This window comes from Kitasatospora sp. NPDC058444, from assembly GCF_042721415.1.
Classification (GTDB): domain Bacteria; phylum Actinomycetota; class Actinomycetes; order Streptomycetales; family Streptomycetaceae; genus Kitasatospora.
In genome coordinates this window covers 22,795-40,773 of record NZ_JBHXLL010000019.1, presented here as the reverse complement: position 1 = coordinate 40,773, position 17,979 = coordinate 22,795, and the positions used below count along the sequence as shown (strand labels likewise).

Annotated in this window: 19 protein-coding genes and 1 riboswitch; of the genes, 4 read left to right on the top strand and 15 right to left on the bottom strand. The window is 73.8% G+C overall.

The genetic code is table 11. From position 1 onward, the window contains the following. Positions 1-5: 5 nt before the first annotated feature. On the bottom strand, positions 6-629 hold the full coding sequence (pyrR, locus tag ACFWP2_RS20825; RefSeq protein ID WP_380453385.1) for a bifunctional pyr operon transcriptional regulator/uracil phosphoribosyltransferase PyrR: 624 nt from the start codon (positions 627-629) through the stop codon (positions 6-8). Positions 630-959: 330 nt separating this feature from the next. Between pyrR and ACFWP2_RS20820 the strand changes: the two genes are divergently transcribed. Then, positions 960-1,463 (top strand): transcriptional regulator, encoded by a 504-nt coding sequence (locus tag ACFWP2_RS20820; RefSeq protein WP_030056198.1) that lies wholly within the window; start codon positions 960-962, stop codon positions 1,461-1,463. Between the two features lie 149 nt (positions 1,464-1,612). Here the strand turns inward: ACFWP2_RS20820 and ACFWP2_RS20815 are convergent, their stop codons facing one another. The 5 genes from ACFWP2_RS20815 to ACFWP2_RS20795 all read right to left on the bottom strand — a co-directional run bounded on the left by ACFWP2_RS20815 (position 1,613) and on the right by ACFWP2_RS20795 (position 5,831). Beyond that, positions 1,613-2,530, bottom strand: a complete 918-nt coding sequence (locus ACFWP2_RS20815) for a hypothetical protein (protein ID WP_380453383.1) — start codon at positions 2,528-2,530, stop codon at positions 1,613-1,615. Positions 2,531-2,663: 133 nt separating this feature from the next. After that, on the bottom strand, positions 2,664-3,500 hold the full coding sequence (locus ACFWP2_RS20810; RefSeq protein ID WP_380453381.1) for a thioesterase family protein: 837 nt from the start codon (positions 3,498-3,500) through the stop codon (positions 2,664-2,666). A 140-nt stretch (positions 3,501-3,640) separates the two neighbouring features. Further along, complete coding sequence (nusB, locus tag ACFWP2_RS20805) at positions 3,641-4,078, bottom strand: transcription antitermination factor NusB (RefSeq protein ID WP_030290257.1); 438 nt, start codon at positions 4,076-4,078, stop codon at positions 3,641-3,643. Between the two features lie 4 nt (positions 4,079-4,082). Continuing rightward, positions 4,083-4,646 (bottom strand): elongation factor P, encoded by a 564-nt coding sequence (gene efp / locus ACFWP2_RS20800; protein ID WP_380453378.1) that lies wholly within the window; start codon positions 4,644-4,646, stop codon positions 4,083-4,085. Between the two features lie 78 nt (positions 4,647-4,724). Further along, positions 4,725-5,831, bottom strand: coding sequence for a M24 family metallopeptidase (locus tag ACFWP2_RS20795; protein ID WP_380453376.1), 1,107 nt, complete (start codon positions 5,829-5,831; stop codon positions 4,725-4,727). A gap of 301 nt (positions 5,832-6,132) precedes the next feature. Here ACFWP2_RS20795 and rpmG point away from each other — a divergent pair, with 301 nt between their 5' ends. After that, a complete protein-coding gene (rpmG, locus tag ACFWP2_RS20790; protein WP_380453374.1) occupies positions 6,133-6,297 on the top strand; it encodes a 50S ribosomal protein L33 in 165 nt (54 codons plus the stop codon). 97 nt (positions 6,298-6,394) lie between these two features. On the opposite strand, the gene ACFWP2_RS20785 is transcribed toward rpmG, so the two are convergent. Beyond that, positions 6,395-7,513 (bottom strand): HoxN/HupN/NixA family nickel/cobalt transporter, encoded by a 1,119-nt coding sequence (locus ACFWP2_RS20785; RefSeq protein ID WP_380453372.1) that lies wholly within the window; start codon positions 7,511-7,513, stop codon positions 6,395-6,397. A 30-nt stretch (positions 7,514-7,543) separates the two neighbouring features. Beyond that, positions 7,544-7,757, bottom strand: a riboswitch (cobalamin riboswitch). Positions 7,758-7,839: 82 nt separating this feature from the next. Here ACFWP2_RS20785 and ACFWP2_RS20780 point away from each other — a divergent pair. Then, complete coding sequence (locus tag ACFWP2_RS20780) at positions 7,840-8,223, top strand: ArsR/SmtB family transcription factor (protein WP_380453370.1); 384 nt, start codon at positions 7,840-7,842, stop codon at positions 8,221-8,223. 124 nt (positions 8,224-8,347) lie between these two features. Then, on the top strand, positions 8,348-10,021 hold the full coding sequence (locus tag ACFWP2_RS20775; RefSeq protein ID WP_380453368.1) for a hypothetical protein: 1,674 nt from the start codon (positions 8,348-8,350) through the stop codon (positions 10,019-10,021). On the opposite strand, the gene ACFWP2_RS20770 is transcribed toward ACFWP2_RS20775, so the two are convergent. From ACFWP2_RS20770 to aroC, 8 genes are all read right to left on the bottom strand, one after another. Beyond that, entirely contained in the window at positions 10,018-12,027 is a 2,010-nt protein-coding gene (locus ACFWP2_RS20770) for a hypothetical protein (protein ID WP_380453366.1), read from the bottom strand. The genes ACFWP2_RS20775 and ACFWP2_RS20770 overlap by 4 nt on opposite strands. A 71-nt stretch (positions 12,028-12,098) precedes the next feature. Further along, entirely contained in the window at positions 12,099-12,425 is a 327-nt protein-coding gene (locus tag ACFWP2_RS20765; protein WP_360345515.1) for a putative quinol monooxygenase, read from the bottom strand. A 139-nt stretch (positions 12,426-12,564) separates the two neighbouring features. Further along, a complete protein-coding gene (locus ACFWP2_RS20760; protein WP_380453363.1) occupies positions 12,565-13,374 on the bottom strand; it encodes an Fpg/Nei family DNA glycosylase in 810 nt (269 codons plus the stop codon). Positions 13,375-13,498: 124 nt separating this feature from the next. Next, a complete protein-coding gene (locus tag ACFWP2_RS20755) occupies positions 13,499-14,380 on the bottom strand; it encodes an AAA family ATPase (protein ID WP_380453625.1) in 882 nt (293 codons plus the stop codon). A gap of 139 nt (positions 14,381-14,519) precedes the next feature. Beyond that, positions 14,520-14,948, bottom strand: coding sequence for a type II 3-dehydroquinate dehydratase (gene aroQ, locus ACFWP2_RS20750; RefSeq protein ID WP_049653999.1), 429 nt, complete (start codon positions 14,946-14,948; stop codon positions 14,520-14,522). Between the two features lie 8 nt (positions 14,949-14,956). Next, positions 14,957-16,048 (bottom strand): 3-dehydroquinate synthase, encoded by a 1,092-nt coding sequence (gene aroB, locus ACFWP2_RS20745; RefSeq protein ID WP_380453361.1) that lies wholly within the window; start codon positions 16,046-16,048, stop codon positions 14,957-14,959. Further along, positions 16,041-16,562 (bottom strand): shikimate kinase, encoded by a 522-nt coding sequence (locus ACFWP2_RS20740; protein ID WP_380453359.1) that lies wholly within the window; start codon positions 16,560-16,562, stop codon positions 16,041-16,043. The genes aroB and ACFWP2_RS20740 overlap by 8 nt, the downstream gene beginning before the upstream one ends. After that, a complete protein-coding gene (gene aroC / locus ACFWP2_RS20735; protein ID WP_380453357.1) occupies positions 16,559-17,743 on the bottom strand; it encodes a chorismate synthase in 1,185 nt (394 codons plus the stop codon). Before aroC ends, ACFWP2_RS20740 begins: the two co-directional genes overlap by 4 nt. Positions 17,744-17,979 lie beyond the last annotated feature (236 nt).

Here is a 17,979-nt window from a genome sequence, read left to right as displayed (position 1 = left end):
GCGGGTTACTCCGGGAGGTGCGGTTCGGAAGGCCGGGGGGCCAGGGCCTGCGAGCTGCGGGCGGCGTAGTCGCGGTCGCCGACCAGGACGGCGTCCACGCCGTCGCTGTCGGACAGGCGCACCTGCACGGCCTCGCGCAGCGAGGTGGGGAGGTTCTTGCCGACGTAGTCGGCGCGGATCGGCAGCTCGCGGTGGCCGCGGTCGACCAGGACGGCCAGCTGGACGGCGCGCGGGCGGCCGATGTCGTTCAGCGCGTCGAGCGCGGCGCGGATGGTCCGGCCGGAGAAGAGCACGTCGTCGACGAGGATGACGAGCTTGCCTTCGATGCCGCCGGGCGGGATCTCGGTGTGTTCCAGGGCGCGGGCGGGCTTCAGCCGCAGGTCGTCCCGGTACATGGTGATGTCCAGGGTGCCGAGCGGGATCTCGCGCCCGGTGATCTGGGCCAGCCGGCCGTGCAGGCGGCGGGCGAGGTGGACACCCCTGGTGTGGATGCCGAGCAGCACGACGTCCTCCGCGCCCTTGGCGCGCTCGACGATCTCGTGCGCTATCCGGGTGACGACCCGGGTGATGTCCGTGCCGTCGAGCACCTGGTGCGGTGGCCGGGGCGTCGGTTCATGGTGTGTGGTCATGCCGAAGCGGACCTCCTTCCCCGCCTCACGGGACGGGTCTTAAAGGATGTCTGGGATGGCCCCCGCCGACCGGGCGCGGGCTTCGAGCCATCCTAGCAGCGCGCCGGATCGCAAACAGACGGCCATCATTCCGCTTCCGGGGGTTAACACTCCGGACGTGTCGGCGATGCGGGCCATTCGCACGACTGCCCCATTCGGCTTGACGCAACTACCTTACTCTACGTAACCTCACAGTGAGTTACGAGACGGACGTCAGACCCACCGGTAACGGCGTCGGCAATCGCCCGTGACCCACCACTGAACGCGAAGCAATCTCGTCCGGGGAGATCAATGTCCAGCGACTACGCGAAGCAACTCGGAGGCAAGCTCCGAGCGATCCGCACTCAGCAGGGTCTCTCCCTGCACGGTGTCGAGGAGAAGTCCCAGGGGCGCTGGAAGGCAGTCGTCGTCGGCTCGTACGAGCGCGGTGACCGTGCGGTCACCGTGCAGCGGCTGGCCGAACTGGCGGAGTTCTACGGCGTCCCGGTGCAGGAGCTGCTGCCCGGCGGTACGCCCGGCGGTGCGGCCGAGCCGCCGCCGCGCCTGGTCCTCGACCTGGAGAGACTGACCCAGGTCCCGTCCGAGAAGGCCGGCCCGCTGCAGCGCTACGCGGCGACCATCCAGAGCCAGCGCGGTGACTACAACGGAAAGGTGCTGTCGATCCGCCAGGACGACCTGCGCACCCTGGCCGTCATCTACGACCAGTCGCCGTCGATCCTCACCGAGCAGCTGATCTCCTGGGGCGTGCTGAACCCCGACGCGCGCCGCGCGGTGCGCGAGGAGGACGCGAGCTGAGGCTCGCCGCACCGGCTCCCGCCAGCGGATCCAGGCACGACCCGGCACGAGCTTCAGCCCGTGTCGGCAAGCAGAAACGTCACGGCGCGGCTCCCCGGACCGGGGGCCGCGCCGCGGTGTAGGGGCACCGCGGCGGCGCGGCCGACGCGTCAGCAGACCGTGCCCAGGCTGTAGCCGGGCCGCGCCGACACTCCGTCCAGCCGGACCGGCCGGTCCGCCGGGGCCCACTCCTGCCCGCCGGTCGACCAGGCCCAGGAGGCCTGGAGGTACTCCCCGCAGGAGGCGGCCGAGCCCTGCGAGCCGTGCAGCACCGCGACGCCCGGCAGCTCCAGGGCCAGCCCGGTGCAGAGCACCGCACAGACCAGCTCCAGGTCCTCGTCGTTGATCCGGACCACGCCGTCCTCCCACTGGAGCACCCGCGCCGCGGCGGTCAGCTGCCCGCCGGGCGCGTCCACCCGCAGGCGCAGCTCGTACACGCCGGCGCCCGCGCCGACCAGCATCCGCCGGAACACCTCGCCCCCGCGCTGGTAGGCGGCGCGCACCCAGGCGGCGTGCTCCTCGTCGGGCGCGGCCGCGCCCCCGTACAGGCCCCCGTCGAGCAGCAGGTCGGCGTGGCAGAGCGTCAGCCCGTTCTCCCGGGCGCGCACCAGGCGGGGCACGAAGTCCCCGGCCAGCTCCTCGCCCTGATAGGCCAGCAGCTGGGTCTGCAGGGCCGGGTTGACCAGGTAGCGGTCGCGGGCGGCGGGCTCGGCCGGGTCCAGCCCGTGCAGCACGCAGAACTCCTCGAAGTCCTGCGGGTGGAACATCCGGGCGCGGACGCTGTCGAACCGCTCCAGCGCCTCGGCCAGCAGCTCGGCGGTGTCGGCCAGGTAGCGCTCGTGGTCGGGGGCGTCGGAGATCCCCCAGGCCCGGGCCCGGGCGAAGTCCGCGGCGTTGGTGAGCACCCCGATGACGAAGGCCTGCTCGGCGCCCTCGGGCCGCCGAGGCCGGTGCGACGCCCGTACCGCGGGCCGCGAGCCGCCGGCGGTGCAGTCGGAGTTACGGCGGGCGCGACCCTTTTGACTCATCGGTGGCTCCTGGCTTCAGGGGTGGACGGTCGGCGGCAGGCATGCCGCTGACCGTCTTTCTCCCCATCCGCGCGCGCCGCACACGTACGGCGTGTCACAGGAATGTAACCACCGGTAATACGGGGGCGGCGGATCAGGCCGCCGGGGCCGGCCGGGGTGCCCGCGCCAGCTGGCGGGACTGGGCGACCAGGCGGCCGGACTCGTCCCAGACCTCCGCGTCCTCCTCGAAGTAGCCGCCGGCCAGGTTGCGGGTGGCGTGGGTGACCCGCAGCCAGCCGGGCACGGGCCTGGCCCGCAGGTGGACGGTCAGCTCGATGGTGGGCGCCCAGCCCGGCAGCCCGAGGTCGAAGGTGACCGGCGGCAGCGCGTCGGCGACCAGCAGGAGCAGCAGCGGGTCGGGCTCCCGGCCGTCGGCGAGCCGGAACCAGCCCTGGATCCGCCCGTTGCCGGAGGGCTGCCCGAGCGCCCAGCCGACGGTGGCCGGGTCCAGCCGCAGGTCGAACCGCTCCAGCAGGGCGGCCTGGGTGATCAGCTCCCTGGGCGCGTGCTCGACGCCGATGCACTGGTCCGGCGGCGGCAGCTGCGGGGGCCGCGCGCTGGTGCGCACCTCGCCGTCGGCGGTGGCGAGGTCGCCGTGGCTGGCCACCACCCGCAGCCGCTCGACGCCGTCCTGGCTGAGCGAGGCGGTGCCGGTGGACAGGCCGCGGCCGGTGCGCAGCACCTCGGTGCGGACGGTGGCCGGGCCGGGGGTGGAGGCGGACAGGTAGTAACCACTGATCGAGATCGGGTCCGGGTGGGTGCCGTGCTCCAGCGACAGCGCGTGTCCGGCGACGGCGAGCAGCAGTCCCCCGTTCACCCCGCCGCCGATCTGCCAGCCGGCGCCGAGCTCGGCCTCGTAGCGGCCGGCCTCCTCGGGGTGCCTGGTCAGGGCGATGCCCTGGTCGAACTCGCTGCGGATCGCCGTGGTCATGTGGGGGCCTGCCCTTCAGGCGTGGTTCCGGACGCCAAGTTACTGGCGAGTAGGTCCACACCCTACGCCGATCGGGTGAAACGCGAAACGGCCGCCGGACACCTGTTCGGGTCCGGCGGCCGTCCGCGAGGTCGACCTGACTACCGGCGGATGCTCGGCTTCAGCTCCAGGAAACGGGCGAGCATGCCGTTGACGAAGGCCGGGGAGTCGTCCGTGGAGAACTCCTTGGCGATCTCGACGGCCTCGTCCAGGACGACGGCGTCCGGGACGCCGTCCTCCCAGATCAGCTCGTACGCACCGAGCCGCAGGACGTTGCGGTCCACGATCGGCATCCGGTCGAGCGTCCAGCCCACGGCGTACTGCTCGATCAGGTCGTCGATGCGACGAGCGTGCTGGACGTACCCCTCGATGAGCTCCATGGTGTACTCACCGACCTGCGGGGTGCCCTCGTCGGGCTTGGGCTCGCGGGCGCGGGCCACCCAGTCGGCGAGGACCTGCTGCGGGTCGACCCCGCGGTGGTCGGCCTCGAAGAGGATCTGGAAGGCCCGGGTACGGGCCTTGCTGCGTGCGGCCGACACGGACTTACTTCACCCGGCCGAGGTAGCTGCCGTCGCGGGTGTCGACCTTGACCTTCTCACCGGTGGTGACGAAGAGCGGGACGGCGATCTCGGCGCCGGTCTCCAGGGTGGCCGGCTTGGACCCACCGGTGGAGCGGTCGCCCTGGACGCCCGGCTCGGTGTGGGCGATGGTCAGCTCGACGGCGGCCGGGAGCTCGATGTACAGGACGGCGCCCTCGTTGGTGGCGACCAGGGCCTCGAAGCCCTCCAGCAGGTACTTGGCGGCGTCGCCGACGACGGCCGGCTCGACGGTCAGCTGGTCGTAGGTGTCCATGTCCATGAACACGAAGTTCTCGCCGTCCTTGTACGAGAACTGCATGCCGCGCTTGTCGACGTTGGCGGTCTCGACCTTGGTGCCGGCGTTGAAGGTCTTGTCGACGACCTTGCCCGTCAGGACCTCCTTGAGCTTGGTACGCACGAAGGCCGGGCCCTTGCCGGGCTTGACGTGCTGGAACTCGACGACGGACCAGAGCTTGCCGCCCTCCAGCTTGAGGACCATGCCGTTCTTGAGATCGTTCGTGGAAGCCACGGGCGCACTAACTCCTGTATAGCTGTCAAGGAACCAAGGGGTTGCGTCCTGCCGCCCACGGCCCTCGGGGGGCCGCGGTCACAGGGCGAGGAGCTCCTTGGTGGTGATGGTGAGCAGCTCGGGCCCGCCCTCTTCGAGGGGGCGCACGACGAGCGTGTCCTCGATCCGGACGCCGCCCTTGCCCGGGAGGTGGACCCCCGGACCGACGGTGACCGGTACGCGGCTGTCCAGTTTACCCATGTCCGACGGACCGAGGCGCGGGGCCTCCCGGATCTCCAGCCCGATGCCGTGACCCACCGGGTGCGGGGAGGCCTCGGTGTGGCCCGCCGCCTCCAGGACCTGCCGGGCGGCCCGGTCGGGTACGCACTGCTCCACGCCCGGTCCGAGCGCCTCCCGCCCGGCCCGCTGGGCCCGGAAGACGAGCCGGTGCAGCTCCACCTGCCAGGGCGCGGGGGCGGCGCCGATCACGAAGGTGCGGGCGGTGGAGACGCCGTAGCCACGGTACTGGGCGCCCATCACCACGGTCAGGAAGTCGCCCTCCTCCACCCGGCGGTCGGTCGGCTGGTGGGCGGGCTGGCCGGAGTGGCTGCCGGTGCCGACCGAGACCGGGAAGGCCGCCCGGTCGGCGCCGTGGTCGATCATCCGGCGCTCCAGCTCCATCGCCAGGTGCCGTTCGGTGCGGCCGACCAGGATCGACTCCAGCAGCTCGCCCAGCGCCTGGTCGGCGATCTCGGCCGCGATCCGCAGGTCGGCGATCTCGTGCTCGTCCTTGATCACCCGCAGCCGCTCGACCGTCTGGCCGAGGTCCACCAGCCGGGCCCCCTCGGTCAGGCCCCCCACCGCCCGGTGCCGGCTGACGGTCAGGTCGTGCTCCTCCACCGCCAGGCCCGCCACCCCGGACCGCGCGGCGACGACCGCGGCGGCCAGCGCGGTGTCCGACCCCGCCGGCACCGGCAGCCGGGCGACGTCCGGGGCGATCAGGTGCTCCCCGGTGTCGTCCGGCGGCAGGTCGTCCGGCAGCGCGAGCAGCGCCCGCTCTCTGGTCAGCAGCAGGCTGGCCCCGCAGGGCGCGCAGCCCGTCAGGTACCGCACGTTCGCCGCACGGGTGATCAGCGCCGCATCGGCCCCGGCCGCACTGCAGTGCTCCCTCACCCGCTCCCGCCGCCCCGCGTACGCATCCGCCATGCGTCGAGCCTACGAACCCCCGGCCCGAAGCGCCCGCCGAGCACCCCCGGCAGAACCCCCAATACCCCTTGCGCGCCCCCCTGCGCGACCGCGCCGTCCGCCGCCCTCGCCGCCCCGCCGCCCCGCAGTCCGGGAATGGGCCGGACCGGGCCCGCGTTGGAGCGGGTGGCGCCAGATGGAAACGACATCCGTTTCGGTGTACGGCCTCGATCCGACGCCGAGGCCCGACACCCCGGCCCCAGCCCGACACCCCAGCCCCCAGCCCCCAGCCCCCAGCCCCCAGCCCCCAGGAGGACGCCCGATGGCCCGCAGCGAACTTCGCCCGGTGATCAAGCTCCGCTCCACCGCCGGCACCGGCTCCACGTACGTGACCCGCAAGAACCGCCGCAACGACCCGGACCGGCTGGTCCTGCGCAAGTACGACCCGGCCGCCGGCCGGCACGTCGACTTCCGTGAGGAGCGCTGAACCCCGACCCGGGAGGACTCCTCCGCGGAGTCCCGGAGAACGGACGACGGCGCCTCCCCGAACCCCGGGGAGGCGCCGTTCGGCGCGTCGCGCGTGCTCAGGCCTGCTGGTCCGGCGTCCAGCGCTGCTCGACCCGGGCGAGCTTCCAGTAGCCGATCGCCACCGCCCAGACCACCACGAACAGCCCGGCGATGGCGTAGCCGACGTTGTCCAGCGAGATGTCGGCGATGAACCCGCTGACCGGGTCGGTCAGATCGAGCTTCTCGTGCAGCACCCCGACCAGCTCGATGGTGCCGATGACGAAGGCCACCGCGATCGACAGCCCGGTGATGGTCAGGTTGTAGTACACCTTGCGCACCGGGTTGGCGAAGGCCCACTGGTACGCGAAGTTCATGAACGTCCCGTCCAGGGTGTCGAACAGGCTCATCCCGGCCGCGAACAGCAGCGGCAGGCAGGCGATCGCGTACCAGGGCAGCCCGGAGGCCGCGCCCGAGCCGGCCATCACCATCAGGGTGACCTCGGTCGCGGTGTCGAAGCCCAGGCCCAGCACCATGCCCACCGGGAACATCTGCCCCGGCCGGGTGATCGAACGGGTCGCCCGGTTCAGCACCCGGGCCATGAAGCCGCGCGAGTCGAGGTGCGTCTCCAGCTCCTTCTCGTCGAACTGCCCGGCCCGCATCGAACGGAACACCTTGACGATGCCGAGCAGCGCGGCCAGGTTGAGCGCGCCGATCAGGTAGAGGAACACGCCGGAGGTGGTCGTCCCGATCACGCCGAGCCACTTGTGGGTGGCCGACTCGTCGTCCATCAGCGTGTTCGCCAGCTGGGCCCCGCCCGCCACCAGGGCGGCCATCAGCACCACCATCGAGGAATGCCCGAGGGCGAACCAGAAGCCCACCGAGACCGGCCGCTTGCCGTCCGCCATCAGCTTGCGGGTGGTGTTGTCGATCACCGCGATGTGGTCGGCGTCGAAGGCGTGCCGCATGCCGAGGGTGTACGCGGTGATACCCAGGCCCACCCCGAAGACCTGGGTACCGACCGCGTACTTCTCGGGTGCGACCAGGAAGATCAGCGTGCCGAAGGCCACCACGTGCATGGCCACGATCACGGCCATCAGCCCGGCCGTTCGGACGGTGTCCTCGCGCCGCCACTTGAAGCTGGGCAGCACGGAGGGGGCCGGCTTCGCCCCGGCGGCAACGGTTTCGGGCAGGGTCATCTGCGGATCACGCTCCAGCACCTCGTGGAAAACCTCGTGAGATGCCGTGGCCGGTCTCCTGGCTTACGGGACGCCCGCACCCGCCTTCCCAGGCGCGGGAGGCGCCCAGTGGCTCGATGGGTACGGACGACGCTCCTCCGCGGACGAAGGAACGACCCGATCACAGTGGCGAGGGCCGCTCCGGGCTGGGACCCCTGAGGGTCCGTCACCGGTCTTCCCGAGCACCACGGCGGGGAACACCGTAGGGGCCGCGCCCCGACCCGTGCAAGGCTGCGCACCTGCGCAGGTGTCCAGGATCACAGGCCGCCGCCTGCGAGAATGCCCCCATGCATCTCGTACCGGCCGACCGCGCGGGCCACCGCACCATCGACGGACACCGGGTCTGCGAGGCCATCGCCGCGATCGGCGACCCGGCCCACGTCCGGTCCTGGGCCGAGCGGTTCTCCCTGCTCGCCGACCCCGGCCGGCTCGCCCTGCTGCTCGCCCTCCACCGGGCCGGCCCGCTCGCCGTCTCCGACCTCGCGGTCGCCACCGGCATGCGCGACCCCGCCGTCTCCCAGGCCCTGCGGCTGCTCCGCACGGCGGGCGTGGTCACCGGCGACCGGGACGGACGGGTGGTGCGCTACCGGCTCGTGGACGAGGCCATGCGCCCCCTCCTCGACGAGTGCGCCGCCGCCGAACACCACGAGCCCACCGCGGCCACCGGCTGACCCGCCGACCCGCCGACCCGCCGACCCGCCGACCCGCGGCCACGGACCGACCCGCTGACCCCCCGATCCCCTGACCGGCACTCGGAACCGCGCCGCGAGCGGAGCGGATGAGTACGATCATGGTGTGCCGTCCCACCCCCACGCCTGGCCCGCCGACCGGTGGAACACCCGACCGGTCAGGGCCCGCGTGCTGGCGGTCGCCCGCACCCTCACCTCGGCCACCCGGGTCCTGGACGTCCTCACCCTGCTGAGCCCGGACGGCGTCGAGCGCTACTTCACCGTCAACCCCGGCTCCGCCTTCGCCGACCGCGCCCTGGACGAGTACCTGCACGGCCTGCCCGGCTTCACCGTGCTGGACTGGGAGGACGCCGTCCGCCGCCGCTTCGACCTGGCCGTCGCCTGCGCCGTCCACTCCTCCATGCACCGGCTGGACGCCCGCCTCGTCGTCCTCCCGCACGGCGCCGGCTACAACCGCCTGGTCACCGAGTCCACCGGCGACACGGTCAGCTCGGCCGGCCTGTCCCGCAACGAACTCACCCACCGCGGAAGGGTGTTCGTGGACGTCCTCGGGCTCTCCCACCCCGAACAGCTGGACCGGCTGCGGACCTCCTGCCCCGAGGCGCTGGACGTCGCCCGGGTGGTCGGCGACCCGTGCTTCGACCGGATGCTCGCCAGCCGGCGCTCCCGGGACGCCTACCGCACCGCGCTCGGCGCCGTCGACGGCCGACGGCTCGTCGTCGTCAGCTCCACCTGGAGCGAGCACTCCTTATTCGGCCGCCACCCCGACCTGCCCCAGCGGCTGGTCCGCCAACTGCCCGCCGACGAGTACACGGTGGCCGTCGTCCTGCACCCCAACGTGTGGAGCCGCCACGACCCCGAGGCACTGCTCGACGACGCCCGCCGGATGGGCCTGCGCCTGATCCCGCCCCACCAGGGCTGGCAGGCCGCGCTGGTCGCCGCCGACTGCGTGATCGGCGACCACGGCTCGGTCACCGTCTACGGCGCCGCCCTGGAGCACCGCACCCTGCTCGTCGCCACCGGCGCCGCCGAACTCGACCCGCACTCCCCCGGCTACGCCTTCGGCCAGGCCGCACCCGCCCTCGACCCGGACGCGGACCTCGCCGCCCAGCTGGAACCGGCCCTCGCCGCCCAGGACCCGGCCGGCCTGCGCGAGATCACCGACCGCTCCCTCGCCCACCGCGGCGAATCCGCCCGGGTGCTGCGTCCGCTGCTCTACTCCTTCCTGGACGACCTGGACGAACCCCGGGGCGAACCGGCCCTGCCGCCCTATCCCCGGCCCGTCCCCTGCCCCGGGGGCACCGAACGGCCCACCGCGTACGACGTCCAGGGCAGCACCGACGGCACGGAGGTGAGCCTGCGGCGCTACCCCTTCGACCCGCACGACCACACCCCGCGCGGCTTCCACGCCCTCACCGACGAGCACCCGGGCGACGCCCTGCGCTACACCGCCGAAGTGCTCGCCCGCACCGAGGCCCACGCCGAACGCCCCGCCGCCCGCTGGCTCGCCGACACCGCCGCCGAACTGCCCGGCCTCGCCGTCGCGGTGGCCGCCCTCGGCCCGGCCCGCCACCTGCTCCGGCTGCGCACCGGCCCGCTGCTGGAGGCCCGCGCCGAACCGGACTGGGGCCGGCCCGACCCCGGCCTCGACCCGCTGCTGCTCGGCTCCGCCGTCGCCTGCTGGCTCGCCGACGGCGGCGACCCGGCCGGCCTCCCCGAGCACGGGCTCACCGTCCGCACCGGCGGGCACCGCACCCGGGTGTCGTTCCGTACCGGCTAGTCCGACAGCTCCCGCAGCCGCGCGCGGCTGCTCTCCGCCAGCTCCGCGTCGTCCAGCTCCTCGGCGAGGGCGAGCAGCAGGGTGTGGGCCTGCGCCTCCTTCGCGTACTGGCTCCGCGCCTCGGCCCGCCGGGCGCAGTCCCGCGCGTGGGCGACGGCGAGGTCCGGCTGCCCGAGCGCCCGGTGGGCCCGGGCGCGGACCAGCGGCAGCTTCATCAGCATGTCACCGTCCTCCGTCCGCTCGGCGTGGGCGGTAGCCCCGGCCAGCACGGCCAGCGCCTCCTGCGCCCGGCCGTCGGCGATCAGCGCCTGTGCCAGGTTGTAGCTCTGGACGATCTCGCCGTGGTCGTCGCCCCGGTTCTCCGCCAGGGCCAGGGTGAACCGCTCCACCGCGTCGCCCGGGCGGCCGTCGGCCAGGCAGAGCAGACCGTCCGTCTCGTAGAGCACGCCCACCACCTGGCGGTCGGTCACCAGCGGGACCTGCTCGGTGGCGAGCGCCAACTGCTCGGCGGCCGACCGGTACTCCCCGCGCTCGTGGTGGGCGCGGGCCAGCTGGTTGCGCATCCTGACCACCGCGTCCGGCCGGCTGTCCCACTGCGCCGAATCGACGCCGAGCCGGTGGGTGGCGATCCAGTCGTCGTAGAGCTTGCGCCCGTGGTACAGCGGCCAGAGCGACTCGCAGAGCCGCCACACCTCCCCGTGCCAGCCCCTCTCGGCCGCCGCCTCCACCACCGCGCGCAGGTTGGCGCGCTCGGCGTGCAGCCACTCCAGGGCGGCGGCGTCCGACGCGAAGCCGGGCAGGTCGTCACCGCTCGGGTCCTGCAACCGGAGCCTGTTCCTGCCGATCGCGCGGTCGGCGAGCGACGCCCGGCTCCGGAAGTACGCCACGTCCCGTTCCAGGAGCCCGTCCCGGTCCGGCAGTTCGCGTGCACAGGCGTACGCGTGCGTCCGCACCACGTCGTGGGCCTGCAAGCGGTCCCCCGGGGCCGCGTCCACCACCTCGTCCAGCAGGTGCACGAGGTGCAGCTCGTCCAGGGCTTCCTCCGCCCGTTCGACGCCCACCGCTTCCGCGAGTTCCGCCGACACGAAGGGACCGGGATGCACGCCGATCAGGTGGTACAGCGCGCGGGCCTGCGGCGAGAGCCGTTCGTACACCGGGTCGTAGGTCAGCCGGAGGTTTCCCTCCTCGTTGTCCAGCACGGTCAACCTCCGCTCCTGGTCCCGCAGTTCGGCCACCACCTGGCCGACCTTCAGACGGGAGCGGCCCAGCAGCTGACCCCCTACCGCGTTCAGCGCGAGCGGCAGTCCCGCACAGCGCTCGACCAGTGCGGCGATCTCTCCGTCCGCGCCCCGCTCGGGCCCCAGCCAGCCACGCACCAGCGCCGCACCGGCCGCCGCGCTGAGCCGGTCCAACTCCCGCACCTCGGCCCCGTCCAGGCGCAGCGCGCTCAGCCGGCGTTCCCGGCTCGCGGCCACCATCAGCCCCGTCGACGGGTACAGGGCGCGGACCTCGGCGGCATGCTCGGCGTTGTCCAGGAAGATCAGGCAGCGCTTCTCGGCGGTCGCCGTGCGGAACTCGGCGAAACGCGCCGCCTCCTCCCGCGGCGGCTCCTTCCCGAGCGCGCGCAGGAACATCTCCAGCACCCCGGCGAGGTCCACCCCGGCCCGGTGCCGGTAGGCCTTGAGGTCGGCGTACAGCACGCCGCCCGGAAAGTGCGCCGCACGCTCGGTGGCGAACTTCACCACCAGCTCGGTCTTTCCGACCCCGCCCAGTCCGGTGAAGGCCACGACGGCGAGCCCGCCCTCGTCGACCCGCCGCAACGCGGCGGTGAGCACGGCGGTCTCCGGCTCGCGGTTGACGAAGGTCTCCCGCGGCGGCCTGGTCTGATGGGGCGTCGCCACCTCCGGCGGCTGGTGGAGGTGCAGCGACCCGATGCTCCCGGCCTGCACCACGTGGCCGCCCACCGTGGTGCCTGACACGGTGTTGGCCACCTCGCGCCGCTCCATCCGCCTGCTCCCTCCGGCCGCCCGGGCCCCAGCCTACGGGCTGGGCACCCGGCCGGAGGGGCACTCGGAGGTCACCGGGGGGTGATCTCACCCATCTCCGCCCAGCCGTCCATGCCCGGGATCTCGGTCGAGACGATCCGCGGCTTGGCGGCCACCGCGTACGACAGGTCCTCCATGGCCTTGACGAAGTGCGCCGACTCCACGTGCTCCCGGCCGGCCTCGCCGTCGCGGAACGCCTCGACCAGGACGAACTCGTTGGGGTCCTCGACGCTGCGGGACCACTCGAAGAAGAGGTTGCCGGGCTCCTCGCGGGTGGCCCGGGTGAACTCGTCGACCAGGCTCAGCCACTCGTCGGCGCGCTCGGGGCGGACCGGGAACTTGACCGTGATGAAGATCATGGGACTTCCTTTCGCTCCACGCTCACACGTGGCCGTGCGGACAGGGGGCGCGCGGATCGGCGCGCACCCCGTCCATCGTCGCAGGTCAGAAGGGCTGTCCGGGACACCGGGGCGGCACGCGCCGCCGATCGGCTCCCGCTCACGCCGCCTGGCAGCCCGGGCACCAGAAGAGGTTGCGGGCGGCGTGCTCCTCCGTCCGCACGTCGGTGCCGCAGACCAGGCAGGGCATGGCGGCCCGCCGGTAGACGTACACCTCGCCGCCGTGGTCGTCCACCCGGGGCGGACGGCCCATCGCCTCGGGGGTGTGCTCGGGACGGACGGTGTCGATCCGGCCGGCGGTGACGCCCTCGCGCATCAGGGCGACCAGGTCGGCCCAGAGCGCGTCCCACTCCCGGCGGGTGAGGTCGCGCCCGGCCCGGTGCGGGGCGATGCCGTGGCGGAACAGCACCTCGGCCCGGTAGACGTTGCCCACCCCGGCCAGCACCTTCTGGTCCATCAGCAGGGCCGCGACGGTCGTGCGGCTGCCCGATATCCGGCGCCAGGCGGCCTCCGGGTCGGCGTCGGCGCGCAGCGGGTCGGGGCCCAGGCGGGCGGCGACGGCGGCCTTCTGGGCCTCGGTGACCAGCGCGCAGGTGTTGGGGCCGCGCAGGTCGGCGTAGCCGTCCTCGTTCTCCAGCCGCAGCCGGACCAGCCCCACCGGCTCGGGCGCCGGGCCGGTGCCGAAGGTGAAGCCGCCGTAGAGGCCGAGGTGGACGTGCACCCAGGCGCCCTCCTCGAAGCCGAGGAAGAGGTGCTTGCCGGTGGCCTCCGCGCCGGTGAGCAGCTGCCCGTCGATCACCTTGGCCTCGTCGGCGAACCGGCCCTGCGGGCTGGAGACCCGTACCGGGCGGCCGCCGAAGGCCTTCCGGTTCTCGGTGGCGAGGCGGTGGATGATGTGGCCTTCGGGCACGGGCGTCAGCTCCTCCGGGCGCTGCGACAGGACCCGTCCATCATCGCAGCCGGCGCCGACAGTTCCGCGCCGCCGCAGGTCAGCGGGCCGGGAGCGGCAGACCGGCGGGCCGGCGAGCGGCGGTTCAGCGGACCGGGATGCCCATCAGCCGGGCCAGGATGACGCGGTCCAGCTCGGCGGCCGTCCCGGCGACGTCCAGGTAGGAGTTGTCGATGATCGGCAGCCCGGAGTTGTACCAGCCGGCCATCCGCCCGTGGATGCGGGCCACCTCCTCGTCCCCGAGGCGGCGGTTGCCGCTGCGCCGGGCGTTGCGGTGCAGCACGGAGTCCAGGCTGGGCAGCAGGACGACCGGGATCATGCCGGGGCCGATGTGCCGCTTCCAGCCGCCGAGGCCGATCGCCGGGCGGTCCGGGAAGACGGCGTCGTCGATGATGCAGGAGATGCCGTTGGCCAGGTAGTTGCGGCAGGCGAAGCCGCAGGTGCGACGGGCCAGCCGGTACTGCGCCTCGGAGGCGTTGTTCCAGCCGGACTGCGGGTTGGCGAAGCCGGACTGCACCCACTCCCGGACGTCGTCCAGGCTGATGTGCGCGGTCGGGGTGGGCCGCCGCTCGGCCCAGTGGCGGGCGACGGTGGTCTTGCCGGCCCCGGCCGGTCCGATCAGCAGGACGGCGATCGGCCCGGTGGGCGCGTGCTGCCGCGGCGGGTGGGCGGGCAGTTGGACGGGCGCGCCGGACGGCAGCACGAAGTGTCCGGTGCCGCCGGCGGGCACCGGGGCGCTCGGCACGGGAGCGGACGCGGGGGCCTGGTGCGCGACGGGCCCGGGAGCGACGGGCCCCGAAGTGACGGGGGCCGCAGGGGCGGGCCCGGGAGCGACGGGAGCCGCGGGGGCGGGCCCGGGAGCGACGGGAGCCGCGGGGGCGGTGGGCGCCGGCCGGACCGGCGGCGCGGAGGGAGGGGAGAGCGGCGCCCCCGATATCGTCCCCCGTGTCCCGCTCCCCGGCGGCACCGGTGGAGCGACGGGACGCGGCGGGACCTGCCCGCCTCCGGCGTACTGCGTCACGGCACCTCCCGACACCTCTCGGCAGGGACACTACACGGTGGCCCGGCGGCGGGCACAGTCCGCCGCCGGGCCACCGCCCGTACCCTCAGCGGGTGGTGAGCCGCTCGGCCAGCGCGCGCAGCGCCAGCTCGTAGGAGCCGAGCCCGAAGCCGGCGATGGTGCCGGAGGCCACCGCGGCGATCACCGAGGTGTGCCGGAAGGTCTCCCGGGCGTACGGGTTGGAGATGTGCACCTCGATCAGCGGCGCGGTGCGCTGGGCGGCGGCGTCCCGCATCGCGTACGAGTAGTGGGTGAACGCGCCGGGGTTGATCACCACCGGCACCTGCCCGTCGGCCGCCTCGTGCAGCCACTCCACCATCTGCTGCTCGGAGTTGGTCTCGTGCACCTCGACCTCGAAGCCGAACTCCTTGCCCAGCGCGGTGCAGCGCTCGACCAGCCCGGCGTACGAGGTGGCGCCGTAGACGTCCGGCTCGCGGCTGCCCAGCCGGCCCAGGTTGGGGCCGTTGAGCACCATCACCCTGGTCACGCCGAGACCTCCGCGTACGCGGCGACCAGCAGCGACGGGTCGGGGCCCTCCAGCACGGAGGTCTTGCCCAGGCCGTCCAGGACGATGAAGCGGATCAGGTCGCCGCGCGACTTCTTGTCGATCTTCATCGCGTCCAGCAGCTTCGGCCAGGCGTCCGCCCGGTAGCTCAGCGGCAGGCCGACCGAGGCCAGCACGGTGCGGTGCCGGTCGGCCGTCTCGTCGTCCAACCGCCCGGCCAGGCGGCCGAGTTCGGCGGCGAAGACCATGCCGATGGAGATCGCGGCGCCGTGCCGCCACTTGTACCGCTCGTTGCGCTCGATGGCGTGGCCGAGGGTGTGGCCGTAGTTGAGGATCTCGCGGCGGCCGGACTCCTTGAGGTCCCCGGAGACCACGTCGGCCTTGACCTGGATGGCCCGGCGGATCAGCTCGACGGTGTGCGGCCCGGCCGGGGTCTTCGCGCCCTCCGGGTCGGCCTCGATCAGGTCGAGGATGGCCGGGTCGGCGATGAAGCCGCACTTGATGACCTCGGCCAGGCCGGAGACGTAGTCGTGCCGGGGCACGGTCTCCAGGGTGTCGAGGTCGGCCAGCACACCCACCGGCGGGTGGAAGGCGCCGACCATGTTCTTGCCCTCGGCGATGTTGATGCCGGTCTTGCCGCCGACGGCCGCGTCCACCATGCCGAGCAGCGTGGTGGGCATCGAGACCCAGCGCACCCCGCGCAGCCAGGTGGCGGCGACGAAGCCGGCCAGGTCGGTGGTGGCGCCGCCGCCGAGGCCGACGACGACGTCACTGCGGGTGAAGCCGGTCTGCCCGAGCACCGACCAGCAGTACGCGGCGACCTCGACGCTCTTGGCGTCCTCGGCGTTGGGCACCTGGAGCACGATGGCCTCGTAGCCCTCGCCGGCCAGGTCCTCGCGGATCGCGTCGGCGGTGGCGGTCAGCGCCTCCGGGTGGATGATCGCGACCCGCTTGGCCCGGGTGCCGATCAGCGGCGTCAGCTCGCCGAGCAGCTGGTGCCCGATCAGCACGTCGTACGGGTCGTGGCCGGCGCTGCCGCCGACGTGGATCCTGACGGTGGTGTCAGTCATGGGGGGTCTTCAGCTCCAGTGCTTCCAGTACGGCGTCCGCGACCTGCTCCGGGGTGCGCCCGGCGGTGTCGACCGCGGCGGTGGCCACCTCCAGGTACAGGGGGCGGCGGGCCTCCATCAGTTCGCGCCAGCGGGCCCGCGGGTTGACGGCCAGCAGCGGGCGCGGGGCGTCCAGGCCGACCCGCTTGACGGCGTCGCCGAGCGGGACCTCCAGGAAGACCACCGGCAGCTCGCGCAGCAGCGCGCGGGTGGCCTCGGCCATCACCGCGCCGCCGCCGAGCGCCAGGACCCCGTCGTGCCCCTCGGCGGCCGCGCGCACGGCCGCCGCCTCCAGCGCGCGGAAGTGCGGCTCGCCCTCGTCGACGAAGATGTCCGGGATGGGCTTGCCGGCCGTCGCCTCGACGTCGGCGTCGGTGTCCCGGAAGCCGACGCCCAGGCGCTCGGCCAGCACCCGCCCGACGGTGGACTTGCCACTGCCGGGCGGGCCGACCAGCACGATGACCGGCTTCGTCATCGGATGATCAGGTGGTCGAGGTAGCCCTGCACGTTGCGGCGGGTCTCGGAGACGTTGTCGCCCCCGAACTTCTCGTTCACCGCGTCCGCCAGCACCAGCGCGACCATCGCCTCGGCGACGATGCCCGCGGCCGGCACCGCGCAGACGTCGGAGCGCTGGTGGTGCGCCTTGGCCGGCTCGCCGGTGCGCACGTCCAGGGTCTGGAGCGCCCGCGGCACGGTGGCGATCGGCTTCATCGCGGCGCGCACCCGCAGCACCTCGCCGGTGGACAGGCCGCCCTCGGTGCCGCCGGAGCGGCCGGAGGTGCGCTTGACGCCCTCGGGGGTCGGGACGATCTCGTCGTGCGCCTTGGAGCCCGGCACCCGGGCCAGCTCGAAGCCGTCGCCGACCTCGACGCCCTTGATCGCCTGGATGCCCATCAGCGCGGCGGCCAGCCGCGCGTCGAGGCGGCGGTCCCAGTGCACGTGCGAGCCGAGGCCCACCGGCACGCCGTACGCCAGCACCTCGACCACGCCGCCCAGGGTGTCGCCGTCCTTGTGGGCCTGGTCGATCTCGGCGACCATCGCCTTCGAGGCATCGGCGTCCAGGCAGCGCACCGGGTCGGCGTCCAGCCTGGCCTCGTCCGAGGGCAGCGGCAGCACGCCGGCCGGCGCCTTGGCGGCGGCCAGCTCGACCACGTGGCTGACGATCTCGATCCCGGCCACCTCGCGCAGGTACGCGCGGGCCACGGCGCCCAGCGCGACCCGGGCGGCCGTCTCCCGGGCGCTGGCGCGCTCCAGGATCGGCCGGGCCTCGTCGATCGAGTACTTCTGCATGCCGGCCAGGTCGGCGTGGCCGGGCCGGGGGCGGGTGAGCGCCTCGTTGCGGGCCAGGCCCGCCAGCACCTCGGGGTCGACCGGGTCGGCCGACATGACCTGCTCCCACTTCGGCCACTCGGTGTTGCCGACCATGATCGCGACCGGGCTGCCCATGGTCAGACCGTGCCGGACGCCGCCGAGGAAGGTCACCTCGTCCTGCTCGAACTTCATCCGCGCCCCGCGGCCGTAACCGAGCCGGCGGCGCGCCAGCGCGTCGGCCACCACAGCGGTGGTGACCGGTACACCGGCGGGCAGGCCTTCCAGCGTCGCGACGAGTGCGGGGCCGTGCGACTCCCCCGCCGTCAGCCAGCGCAACGTACCCAACGGAGCTCCTTCATCAGCGGACCGGACCTCGGCACCGCCGGGGCCCGCCCCGGGCGTGCCTTGTGCCTGAATCCTTTCATGCCCCAGCAGCACCCGGGAGCACAGTCCGCGTGACGGACAGCAACCGGCCACGATCCGGCCGGGAACCACCCGGCAACACGGGGCCCACGCCCCGGGGCCACGCCCGGAACCCCGGGCCTGCCGTCGGAACCCGGGCCTTGTCGGCCCCCGGCGCC